Genomic DNA, 16,437 nt, shown 5'->3' with positions numbered 1-16,437 from the left:
TGCTGCAAATGTTTCGAGTCAGAGCTCTGACCCCGGTTGGGGAATGTGGTCTTAGATTGGAATGTATAGTAACTCGATTGGTCGTAGATTGGTATTAATAAATTGTAGAAATTTGTCATCGGGAGGCGGCTTGCGGCGCGGCCGCGGGCGGTACGGACGAAAAAAATGCCCGCGTCCCGGAGGAGGCAGGCATTCTTGATGGAACCAGCGCCGGAGCCGCCCGCGAACAGGCGGCCCCAGGCATGGACTTATTCCACGTTCATTTCTTTGAGCAGGTTGTCGGCTTTGTCGACATGCTTCATGTTCCACAGCATGTAACGCACATCGACCTGGATGTCGCGCGTGTTGGCTTTGTTGAAGTCCCAGTCGGAAATGATCGAGTCCAGGGTGCCGTCGAACGCCAGACCGATGAACTCGGCCTTGCTGTTCAGTGCTGCCGAACCGGAGTTGCCGCCGGTGATGTCCAGGGTCGCCAGGTAGTTCACCGGTACGCTCTTGAGCTTCGGATCGACATACTTGCCGAAGTCCTTGGCCTTGATCGCCGCCAGTTGCGCCGCAGGGGCGTTGAACTCGCCTTCGCCAGTCGCTTTCGCCACCACGCCCTTGACGGTCGTGAACGCGGACCAGGAACCGGTGCCGTCGGCACCATGCTCGCGGCCGGCAATCTTGCCGAACGTGACGCGCAGGGTGCTGTTGGCGTCAGGATAGACCGGCTGGCCCTTGCTGGTCATGTAGGCGATCTTGGCCTTCATGTAGTTGGCGTAGGCTTGCTGGATCTTGCCTGCCAGCTCTTCGTCCTCGGCTTCGCGCTTCATGCCGGCATCGTACATGGCCACCGCAGCCTTGATGAAGCTGTCGTTGCTGGCTTTGAAGTCGGCCGGGGTCTTGCCGACCCAGGCTGCGCGCTCTTCCTTGGTGCCGAGTTTGGAGCCGGCATACATGGTGTCGAGCACGGCTTTGAGCTGGGCTTCGCTCATGCCGTCGTTGACGCCGACAGCGGCGTCGAAGTTGGCGTTGCGCTCGGTTTTCGGCTGGGCTGCATATTGCTTCAGGAAGTTCAGGACCAGCGCCTTGTCGACTTTTTCGTCGTAGCTGCGCTCGATTGCCGCCACGCTGGCGGTCAATGCCGGCAGGTCGCGTTCCTGGTAGCCCGACTTGCGCTCGGCGTTCGGCTTGGTGTTTTCGTTCGACAGGCGGTACAGGCGGCGCGCCACGGTCAGCAGTTGCGGCGAGACGCGGGGCAGCAAGAAGTTGCGCTTGGCTTCGGCGTCGCGCTGGGCAATCAGCTTCTCGACCTGCTCGATGTCGGCCGCGTATTCTTTCTGGCGCGCGGGGTTGGCATTCACCCACGCTTTCATGTCGGCGTGTTCGCGCGTCTTGCGGGCCAAAATGTCGCTACCTTCGTAGCTGTTCATCATGCCCTTGCGGTTCTTGTAGTAGTTGTTGACGTTGGCGACCTGGCCGGCGTATTTCAGCTTGGCGTCGTCATTGGTCTTGGTCTCGCGTTCGATAATCGCCAGCGTTTCAGCCGATACCTTCACGAAGGTGGGATATTCCCAATCGAAGGCAGCCGCCACTTCCGACGGCAGGCGGTGACGGCTGGTGCGGCCGGGATAGCCCAGCGCCATGATGAAGTCGCCTTCTTTGACGCCTTCCTTGGCGATCTTCAGGTGCGTTTTCGGCACGTACGGCACGTTGTCCTTGGAGAATTCGGCAGACTTGCCATCCTTGCTCACGTAGGCACGGTAGAAGCCGTAGTCGCCGGTGTGGCGCGGCCACATCCAGTTGTCGGTGTCGCCGCCGAATTTGCCCACGCCGGCCGGTGGCGCGTGCACCAGGCGCACGTCGCGAATGTCGAGCTGCTTGATCAGGTAAAACTCGAGTCCGCCATAGTAGCTGGACACGGTGCAACGGTGGCCGGCGTCTTTTTCGCACTCGGCAACCATCGACTTCATATTCTTTTCCATCGCGTCGACGCGGGCCTTGCCGGCCAGCTTGGCGACATCCGGGCTGATGATCTTGTCGCTGACGTTGGTGACGTCCTTGGTAACGAAGATGTGGCTGCCCGGCGCGGCCGGCAGTTCGTCCGCATGGGTCTTGGCCAGGAAGCCGTTGGCCAGCAGGTCGCGCTCCGGCGTCGAGTTGTGCGCCACGCTGGTGTACACGCAGTGGTGATTGGTCGCTACCAGGCCCAGCGGCGAGACGAACGATGCGGAGCAGCCGCCCAGGCTGACGATCGCATTCATCGGGAATTCGGTGAGCTTGGTCAGGCTGGCCGGATCGAGCTTGAGGCCGGCGGCCTTGAGTTGCTTGGCTACTTGTGGCAGCTGCTGCGGCATCCACATGCCTTCGTCGGCGTGCGCGACGGTGCTGAGGATGGCTAGCGTTAGGAAGGTCTTTTTCATTCGCATTTCGTCTCGTTTTGGTCAATCGGAACAGTCTTGGCTCGCTGAGCGCCCTAGAGTATCCGTATCGCCAAAATAATAGTCAATCAAATTTTGATCGAACCCCGGCCGCGCGGGCCGGGGCATGCGCCGCTTGCGCGCTCCTTCCTACAGCTGGTCGCCCACCAGCGAAGCCAGTTCGCCCGCCACTTTCTCGGTCCACGGACGCTGCTGCCATGCCTGCAGGCTGATCGGGCGGGCCCGGGTCCAGTCCTTGTCGAAGATGGCTACCTGTTCGGTGGCGAAGGCGCTGTCGATGACGTTCAGGTTGGCTTCGTCGTTGAGACTGAAGGAGCGGTTGTCGAAATTGGTCGAGCCGACCGAGACCATCAGCGAATCGACCACCAGCGCCTTGACGTGGAACATGGTCGGCTGGTACTCGGCGATCTCGATGCCCGCTGCGAGCAGGGCGCCCCAGCGCTCGCGCGAGGCGATGCGCACCAGGTCCGAATCGATGTCTTCGCCGGGCGTGATGATCCGGACCTTGACGCCGCGCCTGGCGGCCGCCACCAGGGCGTGGATGGTCAGTTCGTCCGGCACGAAGTAGGAGCTCGACAGGTGGATGGTGTCGCGCGCCGCGGTGATGGCCATCAGGTACATCAGCAGCATGCTTTCGCTGCCGCCGCTGGGCGAGCTGCTGAACATCTGGGCCGCGTGGCCGCCTTGGGGCTTGAGCGGCGGAAAATAACGCGGGCCGTCGAGCACGGTGCCGGTGGCCTTGGTCCAGTTGTCGGCGAACACCGCCTGCATCTGCCCGACCACCGGACCGGCCACGCGGAAGTGGGTGTCGCGCCAGTGCTGCTTGTCCTGGCCCGATCCGCGCCACTGGTCGGCGATGCCGACGCCGCCGGTAAAGCCGACCTGGCCGTCCACCACCAGCACCTTGCGGTGGGTGCGGTTGTTCAGGCGCGTGAATTTCCACCAGACCGGCTTGTGGTAGCGCTGCACCTCGACGCCGGCCTGCTTCATCTTGTCCAGCGCGGCGATATCCATTTTCATGCTGCCGATGAAGTCGAGCATGACGTGCACCTTGACGCCGGCGCGGGCGCGCTCGATCAGCGCGTCGGTAAATTCCTGGCCGATCGATTCGGACCAATAAATATAGGTTTCCAGGGTGATCGTGTGCTTCGCTTCGCGGATGGCCTTGAGCATGGAAGGAAAAATCTGGTCGCCATTGAGCAGGACGTCAACATGATTGCCTTCCAGAATTGGCGGACCCAGCAGCACGCCCATGGAGCGCCGGAACTGCGGGTCGCCGGTGTCGTACAGGCGGTGCAGCTGCCGCTCGATTTTTTTCTCGCTCGGCATGAAATTGAACACCAAGAACACTCCCAGCAAGGTAAGCGCACAGCTGATCAATGCTACATAGAGGGGTTTCTTGGTCATCGGATAATCCAGGCAAAAAAAAACCAACGCACGAAGGCGTTGGTCATGGGAGCAGCTGCATTTAGCGTACTTTACCGCGGCGCAGCAGGTTGACGATGGCCAGCAGGATCACGGCGCCCAGGAAGGACACGAGCAGCGACGACATGCTGAAGTCATCCATATTGATGGTGCCCGCGCCGAACAGCGGGGAGAGCAGCCAGCCGCCCAGGAAGGCGCCGACGATACCGACGATGACGTTGAGGATCATGCCTTGTTGGGCGTCCGTTTTCATGACCAGGCTTGCCAGCCAACCCAGGATGCCGCCGACGATGATCCAGATGATGAATAACATGGTAATTCCTCCAGTTGGTTAAATGATTTATCCCGGCCCCGTGTAATCGCCGGGCCATGGAAAAAGAATAATTCGCACGATTTGCACGGTCGGTGCGGCAACGAACGTAATGGACGATTCAACATCCTTCTGTGGAGCCGTTGCAAAAAGTCTTCTCGCCTGCTGCCACGCGCGTCCGGATGCAGCCGTCCGCAGCCGCCGATACAGGCGAACCCAAGCTATGCAGATCTACTGTGCCGCAGCCGCCACACCCATCTTTGATCCATGCCAGCGCAGGCCGGATACCGCGTCGCACCATTTTTCCATGCCATTTGGAAACACTGATTTTGAGTGCGGCAACGTACGGAAGCATTGTTCAGCCGGGCTTATCGTTTCGTCACTGGCATTGATTTCCAGGTTTGCATGCGAGCCCCGCACATCAAAAATTCGAAAGGAAATTGAAATGAGCAATTACGACACCACGACCCAGAAAGATTCCCGTATGGTCACCGGCCTGTTCCGTGATCGCGACAGTGCAGAGCGGGCTTACACCTCCCTCTCCGACCGCGGCTACAGCAAGGACGATGTCACCCTGATGATGTCGGACGACACCCGGAAAACCTATTTCAACGATACCGATACTGAACTCGGCAGCAAAGCGGCTGAAGGCGCAGGCGTTGGCGCCGGCATCGGCGGCACCATCGGCGCTGTACTGGCTGGCATCGCCGCCGTCGGCACCACCCTGGTCCTGCCTGGCATTGGCCTGGTTGTCGCCGGTCCTATCGCAGCGGCCCTGGCCGGTGCTGGCGCGGGCGGCATCGCCGGTGGCCTGGTCGGTGCACTGATCGGCGCCGGCATCCCTGAAGAGCGCGTCGTGCACTACGAAGAAGGCATCAAGAACGGCGGCATCCTGATGGGTGTGAACCCACGCAGCGATGAGGATGCAAGCCACATCGAGCGCAGCTGGACTGAAAACAAAGGCGAGCACATCATCGGTACCGGCGTTGGCGCTGGCGCAGGTGCACTGACCGGCGCCGGTATCGGCGCCGCGGCCGGCCCGATCGGCATGGCGGCAGGTGCGGCAATCGGCGGTATCGCCGGTGGCCTGGCCGGCAAGGGTGCGGCCGAAGTCATCAACCCGAAAGCGGGCGACGAGCTGCATGAGCACCACTTTGCCAAGGGCATGGGCGCCGGTAGCGGCGCAGCGATGGGCGCAGCCGCTGGTGCGGTTGGTGGTCCGGTCGGCATGGCGGCAGGCGCGGCCATCGGCGCAATGGCGGGCGGCATGGCCGGTAAAGCGGCTGGCCAGCTGGTCAATCCTGAAGAAGAGTCGGCTTACTGGCGCAGTTCGTACCAGACCGCTCCGTACTATTCGCCAGGCTACACCTATGACGACTACGGACCTGCCTACGAACTCGGCTACAACAGCCGCGGCCGTTATGCCGGCACCAGCTTCGATTCGGTGGAGAACAACCTGTCGGATGAATGGGAAACCGTCAAAGGCAAGTCGCGCCTGAACTGGCAGCAAGCCAAGTCGGCCACCCGCGCGGCGTGGGATAAAGTCGAGCGCGCCATGCCGGGCGACTTCGACCGCGATGGCCGCTAAGCCGGGCTACGCAATCTAGTCAGCGCGTAAAAAAGCCTCGCTTCCCGTCAGGGAAGCGAGGCTTTTCCGCGTCTGGAGCAACGTTGCTTAGTTCTTCACCGCTTCGACCTGGATCTGCAGTTTGACTTCCGGTGCGAACGGCGGCACGGCGTAGCTGATGCCGAAATCGGTGCGCTTGAATTCAGCCGATGCGTCGGCGCCGCACACTTCCTTCTTGTGCATCGGGTGAATGATGCACTTGAACTTGTTGATGGTCAGCGTCACCGGCTTGCTCACGCCGTGCAGGGTCAGGGTGCCGTCGACCGAAATCGGGGTTTCGCCCTTGAAGGTGATCGACTTCGAGGTGTAGGTAATGTCCTTGAACTTGGCGACGTCGAACATGTCTTCGTTCTTGGCGTGCTTGTTCAGTTTATCGTTGCCGAAATCGAGGGAATCGGCATCGATCTTGATGTCGATCGAACCGGTTTTCGCGGCGCGGTCGAGCACGACCGTGCCTTCGGTTTTGGTGAACTTGCCGCGCAGGATGGAAATGCCCATGTGGTCGGCTTCAAAGCTCGGGAAGGTATGGGTCGGGTCGATCTTGTAGGTGTCGGCGGCGAAGGCGGCGGTGGCGGTCGCGGTGGCGAGCATGGCAACGATCAGGTGCTTGAGTTTCATGGGTGTCCCTTGAGTTAAATGTGCAATGTGAAAAGCGTGCGTATTGAAGATACTGCGTTTACTGCGCCGCGCTGACGCGGAATTTGATGACGACTTCATCGGCCACCATGCTCGTGTCTTTCCACTCGCCGTCGCCGATGTTGTAAGTAAGGCGCTTGATGGGCAGCGCGCCGTCGAAGGTATGCTTGCCGGCCTCGGTTTTCACCGTCAGCGGAAAGCTGACATCGGTCGTCTTGCCCTTGATCGACAGCTTGCCGGTCACCGTCATCTTGCCCGGGCCGGCCGCCTTGATTCCCGAAGAGACAAACGTCGCTTTAGGAAACTGTGCGGAGTTGAACCAGTCCTTCTTGGCTACTTCCTTGTTCATCAGCGGATCGCCCAGGTCCAGGCTGGTCGTATCGATCTCGACACTGGCCTTGGCTGCGTCCGGCTTGGCCGCGTCGTAATCGATGCTGGCCGTAAATTTGGTGAACTTCGCTTCGACCGGCACGTTCATCTGCTTGAACGAGGCCGACACCATGCTTTTGGCCGGGTCGGTCTTGAGCGGTACCGCGTTGGCGACCAGCGCCACGGCGAGCAGGGAGGCAAGCAAAGTGCCATTGGAAAACTTCATACAATCTCCTTGGAATGAATTGGGCGACTCAGGGCAGCATGCGCTTGAGCACGCCGTCGCGGTCGATGAACTGGTGTTTCAGGGCGGCCGCCACGTGCATGGCGACGGCGCCGGCCAGAGCCATGTTGAGCCAGTAATGCACGCCTTTGAGTACCGGTTTGAGCTCCGGATCGGCGGCGATGATGATGGGCAGCTCGAACAGGCCGAAGTAGACCACCGGAATGCCGGCCGAGAGGGTGTACAGGTAGCCCGACAGCGGCACCGCGAACATCAGCAGGTACAGCATGCCGTGCAAGCCGTGGGCGGCGCCTTTTTGCCAGGCGGGCATGCTGGCCGGATAAGCGGGCGCGGCGTGGGTCAGGCGCCACAGCAGGCGCAGGGCGGCCAGCGCCAGCACGGTCACGCCGGCCCATTTATGCCAGGAATAGTAGCGGACCTTGGTGGGCGTGAGGCCCGGAATGTCGGTCATCACCAGGCCCATGATGAAGGCGCCCACGATCAGCACGGCGATCAGCCAGTGAAAAATAATCGCGGTCAGCGTGTAGCGTTCCTGCATTGGACCTGCTCCTGGAAATAGTACGTATTAGGACTAATATACCAAATAAACAGCATCGCCGCTTGCGAGGGGCAGATTACCATAGTGCGCGGGCTGTGCAGCGGGTTGAATATTGTAAAATTGCCTGAGACCCAGTTCGTCATCGATCCTGGGAACGACCGCTGCATCGCTGAGCTTGGAACGTCATGACTACGACTCTTTCGCGCTGGACCGCATTCGGGCCGCTGCTGTTGCTGGCCTTGCCGGCGTCGGCGCAGCTATCCTCCGTAGCGGCCGCCACCATGGCCGACATGTCGATCGAGGAACTGGCCAATATCCAGGTCACGTCGGTGTCCAAGAAGCCCGAGCGCCTCGCCGCCGCCGCCGCCTCGGTATTCGTGATCACGGCCGACGACATCCGCCGCTCGGGCGCGGCCACCGTGCCCGAAGCGCTGCGCCTGGCGCCAAATTTGCAGGTGGCGCAGAGCAGCGGCTACGGCTACGCCATCAGCGCGCGCGGCTTTAACGGCAGCCGCAATACCGTTCCCAACAAACTGCTGGTGCTGATCGACGGCCGCTCGGTGTATTCGCCCTTCTTTTCCGGCGTGACCTGGGATGCCCAGCAAGTCATGCTCGACGACATAGAGCGGATCGAAGTCATCAGCGGGCCTGGCGGCACCTTGTGGGGCGTGAACGCCGTCAACGGCGTCGTCAACATCACCACGCGCGCCGCCAGCGCAACCCAGGGCAGCCTGGTGGCGCTGCAGGCCGGCCAGCGCGGCAAGCATGTTGCGGTGCGCCAGGGCGGGGGCGGCGACTGGCGCCTGCACGCCAGCTATGTCAAGGAAGGCCACACGGAACTGGCCAGCGGCGCGCCGGTCAACGATGCGCGCCACCAGTGGCAGGCCGGCATGCGGCGCGACTGGGGCAGCGGCGCCAACCTGTTCAGCGTGGTCGCTAACGCCTATCGCGGCGCGCTCGACCAGCCGGAACCGGGCGCGATCTCCACCGGCACCAAGCTCGACCTGGGCACGGTCCGCTCTTCCGGCGCCAGCCTGACGGCGCGCTGGACCCATGCCCTGGCCGGCGGCGGCAGCCTGATGCTGCAGGGCTATATCGACCACAGCGAGCGCGACGTGCCGCCCACGTATGCCGAACGCATCCAGGTGGCCGACCTGCAATTCCAGCACAGCCTGCCTGCCAGCGGTATCGGGCAACTGGTGTGGGGCGCGAATTTCCGCCATACGTGGGACGCGGTAACCAACAGCAAGACCGTGGCCTTTTTGCCCGCCAAGGTCAATCAGAGCTGGTCGAGCCTGTTCGCACAGGATGAGCTCGCCTTGCGCGAGAACCTGCGCCTGATCCTGGGCGCGCGGGTCGAGCGCAACGACTACACCGGCGCGGAATTCCTTCCCAGCCTGCGCCTGGCCTGGCAGATCGCGCCGCACCATGCGCTGTGGGGTGGCGCCTCGCGCACGGTGCGCGCGCCGTCGCGGCTCGACGCCGACACCTTCGTTCCCGGCAACGCCCCGTATTTCCTGCGCGGCGGGCCGCAGGTGCGTTCCGAAGTGGCGAAAGTGTTCGAGCTCGGCTACCGCGGCCAGCCGCTGCCGCAACTGTCGTACTCGGCCACCGCGTTCCACAACCGCTACGACCACTTGCGCACCCAGGAATACAACGTGCAGGGCGGCTTCCTGACCTTCGACAGCAAAATGGAAGGCAAGGCGAGCGGCATCGAAATGTGGGGCAGCTACCAGGCCACGCCATACTGGCGCCTGAACGCGGGCTGGACGGCGCTGCACCAGCGCTTTTCGCTCAAGCCGGGCAGCAACGACGCGCCCGCGCCGCTTACCAGCGGACGCGACCCGTCGCACACAGCGCAGCTGCGTTCCACCTTCACCCTGTCCGGCAACAAGGAGCTTGAGTTGGCCGTGCGCAAGGTGGCGCCGCTCAAGAGCGACAAGGTGCCCGGCTACCGCGCGCTGGACGCGCGTTTCGGCTGGCGCGTGCGCCCCAATGTGGAACTGTCGCTGTCCGGGCATAACCTGAACGGCGCGCACGCCGAGTACGGGCCGCTGGCCACGCGCGCGGAAGTGCCGCGCGAGATCGCGCTCAAGCTGGTGTGGCGTAATTGAAAAAGAAAGTGGCGCCGCCGGCCACAGCGCCGGCCGATCACTCGCACCGTTGACTTGAGCCCGTCGTTCCCGCGCAGGCGGGAACCCAAGTTCGCGGCGTGCGGTTGCAGCTAAATACTTAGGTTCCTGCGTGCGCGGGAAGTCATTTCTGGCAGTGCCAGAAATGACGGATCTTCATTAACGTTCTTTTTTGAACTCAGTGCGCTTGGCGACAATGACGTAGTTGCCCTTCGCGCGCTGCCGACTTACTTGTTGCGGTTGGCGATTTCGTTGCCCAGGAAGCCGCCGCCGATCGCACCGGCTACCGTGGCAAGCTTTTTGCCCCGGCCGCCGCCAATCTGGTTACCGAGCAGGCCGCCGATGACAGCTCCCGCACCGATGCCCACGTAGTTAGGCTGGCTGGCTTGCTGCGCGGGCTGCGCCGGCTGCGCGCGGTAGTTCGGCGCCTGGTGCTGCGCAACCCGGGTTTGCTGCGGGGCGCGACGCGGCGTGTGGACCACTTTCTTCACGACCGGCTTCTCGTACACCTCTTCCGGGGCTGGCCGCGGCTGGGCAGCTTGCGGCGAATACTTTGCCACCAGCATTTGTGCGTCGGCCAGTTGCTGCGCCGTCGGGGCCGGCTGCGCCGCAAGAGCCGGGGACGGCAGCGCTGCAAGCGCCTGGGGTGCCGTCAGTTGCTGCGGCGCCGTGGCCACCGCGCTGGTGTCGGCCTTGGAGCTTGGAAGCAGGCCAGTGATGGCCGCGGTGCCCGCCACGCTGAGCGCGATGACCGACAGCGCTGCTGCCGCCATCAAGGGGTGGATACGCGAGGCTGTGTTGATCTGTTCCATGGTAGTGCTCCTGTTCGTTTGATCTTGAGTAAAAGATTAACGCAGGACACCTTCGCCACCTAGCCCCTAAGCCGTATCAGTCGTAAGTGAATGTAAAACGGGCCCGCAGGCCCGTGTTGACGTTTTCAGTCGGATAATGCCGTACAGTGGCTTAAATGGCCTTGGCCAGCTTGGCCGCAATCCCCACGTAGTTCGATGGCGTCATGGCCAGCAACAAGTCCTTCGCTTCCTGCGGAATCGCCAGGGTCAGCACGAATTCGCGCAGCGCCTCCCTGGAAATGCCCTTGCCGCGCGTCAGTTCCTTGAGCTGCTCGTACGGGTTGGCAATCCCATAGCGGCGCATCACGGTCTGCACCGGCTCGGCCAGCACTTCCCAGTTCGCATCCAGATCCTGCTCCAGGCGCGCCGCGTTCACTTCCAGCTTGTTCAGGCCGCGCAGGCAGCTGTCGTACGCCAGCAGCGCATAGCCGAAGCCGACGCCGATATTGCGCAGCACGGTCGAGTCGGTCAGGTCGCGCTGCATGCGCGAGACCGGCAGCTTTTCCGCCATGTGCTTCAGGACGGCATTGGCCAGTCCCAGGTTGCCTTCGGAATTTTCGAAGTCGATCGGATTGACCTTGTGCGGCATGGTCGACGAACCAATCTCGCCCGCCTTGGTCGTCTGCTTGAAGTAACCGAGCGAAATGTAGGCCCAGATATCGCGGTTCAGATCGAGCAGGATGGTGTTGGTGCGCGCGATCGCATCGAACAGCTCGGCCATGTAATCGTGCGGCTCGATCTGGATGGTGTACGGATTGAAGGTCAAGCCGAGGCGCTGCTCGATCACGTTCTTCGAGAAAGTTTCCCAGTCAAAATCTGGATAAGCCGACAGGTGGGCGTTGTAGTTGCCGACCGCGCCGTTCATCTTGCCCAGGATTTCAACCTCGGCAATGCGCTTGATCGCGCGTTTCAGGCGCGCAACCACGTTCGCCATTTCCTTGCCCAGGGTGGTCGGGCTGGCCGTCTGGCCGTGCGTGCGCGAGAGCATCGGCAGCTCGGCGTTGGCATGCGCGATCTGGGTCAGCTTGCTGACCAGGCCCTGCAGCGCCGGCAGCATCACGCCGTCGCGCGCGGCCTTGAGCATCATCCCGTGCGAGGTATTGTTGATGTCTTCCGAGGTGCATGCAAAGTGGATGAATTCGGTTGCCGCGACCAGTTCCGGCACATCCTTGACCTGTTCCTTGAGCCAGTACTCGACCGCCTTGACGTCATGGTTGGTGACCGCTTCGATCGCCTTGATGCGCGCCGCGTCGTTTTCCGTGAAATCGCTCGCCATCTTGTCGAGCAGTGCCGTCGCCTCGGCCGAGAACGGCTTGATCTCGGCGAAGCCGGCTTGCGACAGCGCCTGCAGCCAGGAAATCTCCACCTTGACGCGGTGGTGCATGAAGCCGGCTTCGGACAGGATCGGACGCAGTTTGTCGGTCTTGGCGGCGTAGCGGCCATCCAGCGGGGACAGGGCCGACAGCGTGGAGTAAGGAGCGGTAGAGGTCATGGGAGAGGGCGCTTATGGAGGAATGGATGAGCTGTGTGCATTGCTGCAAAGACCGACATTTTACCACCGGCGGCCTTGTCAAGCCTATGTTGCAAGCGCGTCCGGCCCACTGTTTGGGGGCCATCGCACGCCGGGCGCGATGCTATACTGTCGGTCAATCGTTCACTCTAAGCATCTATGAAACTCATCGGTTCCACCGCCAGTCCGTTTGTCCGCAAGGTTCGTGTCGTCATGGCCGAGAAAAAGCTCGACTATGATCTCGAACTCGAAAACGTCTGGACGGCCGAAACCCGGATTCATCTGTCCAATCCGCTGGGCAAGGTGCCGTGCCTGATCATGGAAGATGGCAGCTCGATGTACGATTCGCGCGTCATTGTCGAGTACATCGACACGCTCACGCCGGTGTGCAAGCTGCTCCCGCCGAACGGGCGCGACCGCTCCGACATCAAGGTCTGGGAAGCGCTGGCCGATGGCGTGCTCGACGCCGCCGTCCTGGTGCGCCTGGAAAAAACCCTGCGCCCGGAAGAGCAGCAGAGCGCCGCCTGGATCGAACGCCAGATGGGCAAGGTGCATGCGGGCCTGGCCGTCCTGTCGGCCAACCTGGGCGAGTCGCCTTTCTGCAAGGGCAACCATTACACCCTGGCCGACGTCGCCGTCGGCTGCGCGCTCGGCTGGATCGCCTTCCGCTTCCCCGAGATCGACTGGCGCACCGACTACCCCAACCTGGCCAAGCTGTTCGACAAGCTCTCCGAGCGCCCATCGTTCAAAGACACGGTGCCGTTCTAAACGCACTGCGGGGCAATGGGTACTTCTCCACCGGACGACGACGCTGCAGGCAGCGCCGCGCAAAAGCGTTTGCAGATGGCCGACATCGCGCGCCTTGCCGGCGTGTCGAAAGCGACCGTCTCGCGCGCGCTCAACCGCAGCCCGCTGGTCAACGAGGAAACCCGCACCCGCATCCTTGAGCTGGCCAGTTCTCTCAAGTACACCATCAATATCGGCGCGCAGAACCTGCGGCTCAAGCAGAACCGCACGGTCGGCGTGGTCGTTCCCTACGATTCGGCGACGCGCCAGCATTTGTCCGATCCGTTTTTCCTGAGCATGCTCGGCAGCCTGGCCGATGCGCTGACCGAGCGCGGTTTCGACATGCTGCTCTCGCGCGTGGACGCCGAGCAGCTCGACGCGGCCGCCATGCCTTTCGATACCGGGCGCGTGATCGGCATTATCCTGATCGGCCAGTGGCGCCATCACGACCAGCTTAACCAGCTGGCGGCGCGCCACGTGCCGATCGTCGTGTGGGGCGCGCAACTGCCGCAGCAGCTCTACACCACGGTCGGCGGCGACAACGTCAGCGGCGGCATGCTGGCCACCGAACACCTGATCGCGGCGGGCCGCAAGCGCATCGCGTTTTTCGGCGATATCAACCTGCCTGAAGTCGCGCAGCGCTACAGCGGCTATTGCAACGCACTGGCCAGGCATGGCCTGCCGCTCGAGCCGCAACTGCGGGTGTCGGTGTCGTTCCTGCCGGAAGGCGGCGAGCAGGCGGTGCGCGAGATCGAGCGCCGCGCCGTGCCCTACGATGCGGTGTTCGCCTGCAGCGACTTGCTGGCCATGACCGCGATTAACACCCTGCGCGCGCTCGGCAAGCAGGTGCCCGACGACGTCGCGGTGGTCGGTTACGATGACATCGAACTGTCCACCTACTTCCATCCACCGCTGACCACGATCCGCCAGCCGATCCGCGCCGCCGGACAGGCGCTGGTGGGGGCGCTGCTGGCGCTCGTCGAGAGCAAGCCGGCGGGCTCGCTGCAGTTGCCGACCGAGCTGATCGTCCGCGCGACGTCCACCTGATATCCCGGTTCGAGACACTTTTCAAGCGCCGCTCTAACAACATGTAACCGATTGCATTTTTCCGCGATTTTGTGGAAAAAAAGCCTCATTGGCGCGAAATGTATTGTTATGCAATCGATTGCATTAAAAAATTGCCTGAGTCATAATCTGCTCGCACACACCAATAAGCGCCGCTCGACGGCGCACCCCCTACCGGAGGAGACTATGACAATCCAGACCACCCGCATGGCCACGGCCGTGTCCATCGCGCTGCTTCACATCGGCGCCGCCGCCCAGCAAACCCCGTCCGCCGAGGCGCCCGCCGCCGATGGCCTGAACATGGAGCGCGTCGTCGTCACCGGCACCAGCGGCGGCGCGTCGAAAATGAAGTCGAGCGTCTCGGTGAGCACGATGGAGCTCGACGCCGTCCTCAAGACCGCACCCACCAGCGCCGCCGACGTGCTGCGCTCGATCCCCGGCGTGCGCTCGGAGTCGTCCGGCGGCGAAGGCAATGCCAACATTTCGGTGCGCGGCGTGCCGGTCTCGGCCGGCGGTGCGCGCTACGTGCAGATCCAGGAAGACGGCTTGCCGGTGCTGCAATCGGGCGACTTCAACTTCATCACGCCCGACAGCTACGTCAAGATCGATGGCAGCCTCGATCACCTGGAAGTGGTGCGCGGCGGCTCCGCATCGACCCTGGCCAGCAACGCGCCGGGCGGCATCATCAATTTCATCAGCAAGACCGGGGTGGAGAAGGGCGGCAGCGTCGGCCTGACCAAGGGCCTCGATTACGACACCACGCGGGTCGACTTCGACTACGGCGCGCCCTTGTCGGACAAGACGCGCTTCTTCGTGGGCGGCTTTTACCGGTACGGCGAAGGGATCCGCAAGACCGGCATGAACAGCGAGCAGGGCGGCCAGATCCGCGCCAACGTCACCCATGAGATGGATCAGGGTTTCGTCCGGCTCTCGTTCAAGCACCTGAACGACAAGACGCCGGCCGGCCTGCCGGTGCCGGTCCAGGTGAGCGGCAAGGTCATCTCCGCGATCCCCGGCATCGACCCGCGCGACGCGAGCTTCTATTCGCCGCACTGGGTGCGCGACGTCACGCTCGCCAAGGACAACGGCCAGGTAGCGAGCGATGTGAACGATGGCCTGGCGGTCAAGAGCACCGCCATCGGGATCGAAGCGCAGCTCAGGCTGGGCGACGGCTGGAGCGTGAACGAGAACCTGCGCTGGTCGGACAACACGGGCCGCTTTATCGGTGTCTTCGCGGGCAATAACGGCAGCATCGGCGAGTACACCTTCGCCACCGGGCCGCATGCCGGCAAGGCGTACAGCGGCCGTGCCTTTTCCGCGGTGGTATTCAATACCTCGATCGACGACGCCGGCGCCGTGTTCAACGACACCCGGCTGTCGAAGACCTTCACGTTGGGCCAGGGCGCCAGGCTGACCGCCACGGCCGGCCTGTACCTGTCGGTGCAAAACCTCGGGCTGACCTGGAACTTCAACGAGTACCTGATGCAGGCCAGCGGCGACCAGCCGGCACTGCTGCGCACCGCCAGCGCCACGCCCGGCCTGGTCGGACCGGCGTTCGGCGCCTGCTGTTCGCGCGCCGTCGACATGCAGTACAAGCTGACCTCTCCCTACGTGAACCTGGGCCTCGAGCGCGGCGCACTCAATGTCGATGCCAGCCTGCGGCGCGACATGCAAAGCGCCAGCGGCAGCGCCAACATCGCCACCGGCGCCACGCGCTACGACCCGGCCACGGCCCAGCAGGTCGACTATGACGTCGCGCGCACCTCGTATTCGGTGGGCGGCAACTACAAGCTGGCCACCGGCCTGGCCGTGTTCGCGCGCGCCAGCGACGGCGTCGCCTTCAATGCCGACCGCATCCTGTTCGGCTCTCCGCTGGACGGCAGCGCGCCGGTCAGCATCAACACGGTCAAGCAGCTCGAAGGCGGCGTCAAATGGCGCAAGGGCGGCATCAGCACCTTCGCCACCGTCTTCCAGGCCAGGACGCGCGAATCGAACTACGAGGCGACGACGCAGCGCAGCACCGCCAACAGCTACGACGCCAAGGGCGTCGAGCTGGAAGCGGCCTACAACGGCGGCGCCTTGCGCGTGGCCGGCGGCCTGACCTACACCCATGCCAAGATCACCGCCACCGCGCCCGGCGGCGAAGCCGTCATCGGCAATACCCCGCGGCGCCAGGCCAAGGTGGTGTACCAGCTCACGCCGAGCTACGTCATGGGGGACGCCAGCGTCGGCGTGAGCGTGATCGGCACCGGAAAATCGTGGGCCGACGACGTCCACACCATCATCATGCCGGCCTACGCGGTCGTGCATGGCTTCTTCAATTACCAGTTGGGCGAGCGTACCCAGCTCGCGCTGAGCGCGAACAACCTGTTCAACAAGACCGGCTACACCGAAGTCGAAGGCGACGGCCATGCCGCCCGTTCGATCAGCGGCCGTGCGATCAAGGCCAGCATCAGGTACGCATTCTAAGCCCCGCCGCGGCCGGCGCGTCCACCCTGCGCCGGCCGCGGCTTTTTTTTTG

14 protein-coding genes are annotated in these 16,437 nt (G+C 63.0%); 5 read left to right on the top strand and 9 right to left on the bottom strand.

The annotated features are described in order from the left end of the window. Positions 1–248: 248 nt before the first annotated feature. The 4 genes from RBA41_RS21345 to RBA41_RS21330 all read right to left on the bottom strand — a co-directional run bounded on the left by RBA41_RS21345 (position 249) and on the right by RBA41_RS21330 (position 4,611). On the bottom strand, positions 249–2,405 hold the full coding sequence (locus RBA41_RS21345; protein ID WP_306626264.1) for a S46 family peptidase: 2,157 nt from the start codon (positions 2,403–2,405) through the stop codon (positions 249–251). 147 nt (positions 2,406–2,552) lie between these two features. Next, on the bottom strand, positions 2,553–3,830 hold the full coding sequence (cls, locus tag RBA41_RS21340; RefSeq protein ID WP_306626263.1) for a cardiolipin synthase: 1,278 nt from the start codon (positions 3,828–3,830) through the stop codon (positions 2,553–2,555). Positions 3,831–3,891: 61 nt separating this feature from the next. After that, complete coding sequence (locus RBA41_RS21335) at positions 3,892–4,161, bottom strand: GlsB/YeaQ/YmgE family stress response membrane protein (protein WP_306626262.1); 270 nt, start codon at positions 4,159–4,161, stop codon at positions 3,892–3,894. 228 nt (positions 4,162–4,389) lie between these two features. Beyond that, positions 4,390–4,611, bottom strand: coding sequence for a hypothetical protein (locus RBA41_RS21330; protein WP_306626261.1), 222 nt, complete (start codon positions 4,609–4,611; stop codon positions 4,390–4,392). On the opposite strand from RBA41_RS21330, the gene RBA41_RS21325 reads away from it, so the two are divergent. Then, entirely contained in the window at positions 4,604–5,746 is a 1,143-nt protein-coding gene (locus tag RBA41_RS21325; protein WP_306626260.1) for a hypothetical protein, read from the top strand. The two genes, RBA41_RS21330 and RBA41_RS21325, sit on opposite strands and share 8 nt — an antisense overlap. 87 nt (positions 5,747–5,833) lie before the next feature. Here the strand turns inward: RBA41_RS21325 and RBA41_RS21320 are convergent, their stop codons facing one another. From RBA41_RS21320 to RBA41_RS21310, 3 genes are read right to left on the bottom strand one after another with little or no spacing between them, the layout of a single operon-like run. Further along, positions 5,834–6,403: a YceI family protein gene (locus RBA41_RS21320; protein ID WP_306626259.1), complete on the bottom strand. Its 570-nt coding sequence runs from the start codon at positions 6,401–6,403 to the stop codon at positions 5,834–5,836. A gap of 58 nt (positions 6,404–6,461) precedes the next feature. Next, a complete protein-coding gene (locus RBA41_RS21315; RefSeq protein WP_306626258.1) occupies positions 6,462–7,016 on the bottom strand; it encodes a YceI family protein in 555 nt (184 codons plus the stop codon). Positions 7,017–7,044: 28 nt separating this feature from the next. Beyond that, a complete protein-coding gene (locus tag RBA41_RS21310; RefSeq protein WP_306626257.1) occupies positions 7,045–7,572 on the bottom strand; it encodes a cytochrome b in 528 nt (175 codons plus the stop codon). A 185-nt stretch (positions 7,573–7,757) separates the two neighbouring features. Between RBA41_RS21310 and RBA41_RS21305 the strand changes: the two genes are divergently transcribed. After that, on the top strand, positions 7,758–9,686 hold the full coding sequence (locus RBA41_RS21305) for a TOL_0244 family TonB-dependent receptor (RefSeq protein ID WP_306626256.1): 1,929 nt from the start codon (positions 7,758–7,760) through the stop codon (positions 9,684–9,686). Between the two features lie 245 nt (positions 9,687–9,931). On the opposite strand, the gene RBA41_RS21300 is transcribed toward RBA41_RS21305, so the two are convergent. Beyond that, entirely contained in the window at positions 9,932–10,516 is a 585-nt protein-coding gene (locus tag RBA41_RS21300) for a glycine zipper 2TM domain-containing protein (RefSeq protein WP_306626255.1), read from the bottom strand. Between the two features lie 151 nt (positions 10,517–10,667). Further along, positions 10,668–12,047: an adenylosuccinate lyase gene (gene purB, locus RBA41_RS21295; protein WP_306626254.1), complete on the bottom strand. Its 1,380-nt coding sequence runs from the start codon at positions 12,045–12,047 to the stop codon at positions 10,668–10,670. Positions 12,048–12,224: 177 nt separating this feature from the next. Between purB and RBA41_RS21290 the strand changes: the two genes are divergently transcribed. From RBA41_RS21290 to RBA41_RS21280, 3 genes are all read left to right on the top strand, one after another. Continuing rightward, positions 12,225–12,833 (top strand): glutathione S-transferase family protein, encoded by a 609-nt coding sequence (locus tag RBA41_RS21290; RefSeq protein WP_306626253.1) that lies wholly within the window; start codon positions 12,225–12,227, stop codon positions 12,831–12,833. 15 nt (positions 12,834–12,848) lie between these two features. After that, the gene (locus RBA41_RS21285) at positions 12,849–13,898 is read left to right on the top strand and encodes a LacI family DNA-binding transcriptional regulator (RefSeq protein WP_306626252.1); all 1,050 of its coding nucleotides are present in this window, start codon (positions 12,849–12,851) and stop codon (positions 13,896–13,898) included. A gap of 204 nt (positions 13,899–14,102) precedes the next feature. Beyond that, positions 14,103–16,385 carry a TonB-dependent receptor domain-containing protein gene (locus RBA41_RS21280; RefSeq protein ID WP_306626251.1) on the top strand — a complete coding sequence of 761 codons (2,283 nt, stop codon included), beginning with the start codon at positions 14,103–14,105 and terminating at the stop codon, positions 16,383–16,385. Positions 16,386–16,437: the final 52 nt, after the last annotated feature.

This window comes from Massilia scottii (assembly GCF_030846495.1).
GTDB lineage: Bacteria > Pseudomonadota > Gammaproteobacteria > Burkholderiales > Burkholderiaceae_D > Telluria_A > Telluria_A violaceinigra.
The sequence above is the reverse complement of the archived record's forward strand: the minus strand, read 5'-3'. Positions and strand labels throughout refer to the sequence as shown.

Excerpts from the sequence above, each read along its gene's own strand:
- RBA41_RS21280 (WP_306626251.1), top strand. The coding sequence starts at position 14,103 with ATGACAATCCAGACCACCCGCATGGCCACGGCCGTGTCCATCGCGCTG.
- purB (WP_306626254.1), bottom strand. The coding sequence starts at position 12,047 with ATGACCTCTACCGCTCCTTACTCCACGCTGTCGGCCCTGTCCCCGCTG.
- RBA41_RS21345 (WP_306626264.1), bottom strand. The coding sequence starts at position 2,405 with ATGAAAAAGACCTTCCTAACGCTAGCCATCCTCAGCACCGTCGCGCAC.
- RBA41_RS21285 (WP_306626252.1), top strand. The coding sequence starts at position 12,849 with ATGGGTACTTCTCCACCGGACGACGACGCTGCAGGCAGCGCCGCGCAA.
- RBA41_RS21335 (WP_306626262.1), bottom strand. The coding sequence starts at position 4,161 with ATGTTATTCATCATCTGGATCATCGTCGGCGGCATCCTGGGTTGGCTG.
- RBA41_RS21320 (WP_306626259.1), bottom strand. The coding sequence starts at position 6,403 with ATGAAACTCAAGCACCTGATCGTTGCCATGCTCGCCACCGCGACCGCC.
- RBA41_RS21290 (WP_306626253.1), top strand. The coding sequence starts at position 12,225 with ATGAAACTCATCGGTTCCACCGCCAGTCCGTTTGTCCGCAAGGTTCGT.
- RBA41_RS21305 (WP_306626256.1), top strand. The coding sequence starts at position 7,758 with ATGACTACGACTCTTTCGCGCTGGACCGCATTCGGGCCGCTGCTGTTG.
- RBA41_RS21300 (WP_306626255.1), bottom strand. The coding sequence starts at position 10,516 with ATGGAACAGATCAACACAGCCTCGCGTATCCACCCCTTGATGGCGGCA.
- RBA41_RS21325 (WP_306626260.1), top strand. The coding sequence starts at position 4,604 with ATGAGCAATTACGACACCACGACCCAGAAAGATTCCCGTATGGTCACC.
- RBA41_RS21315 (WP_306626258.1), bottom strand. The coding sequence starts at position 7,016 with ATGAAGTTTTCCAATGGCACTTTGCTTGCCTCCCTGCTCGCCGTGGCG.
- RBA41_RS21310 (WP_306626257.1), bottom strand. The coding sequence starts at position 7,572 with ATGCAGGAACGCTACACGCTGACCGCGATTATTTTTCACTGGCTGATC.
- cls (WP_306626263.1), bottom strand. The coding sequence starts at position 3,830 with ATGACCAAGAAACCCCTCTATGTAGCATTGATCAGCTGTGCGCTTACC.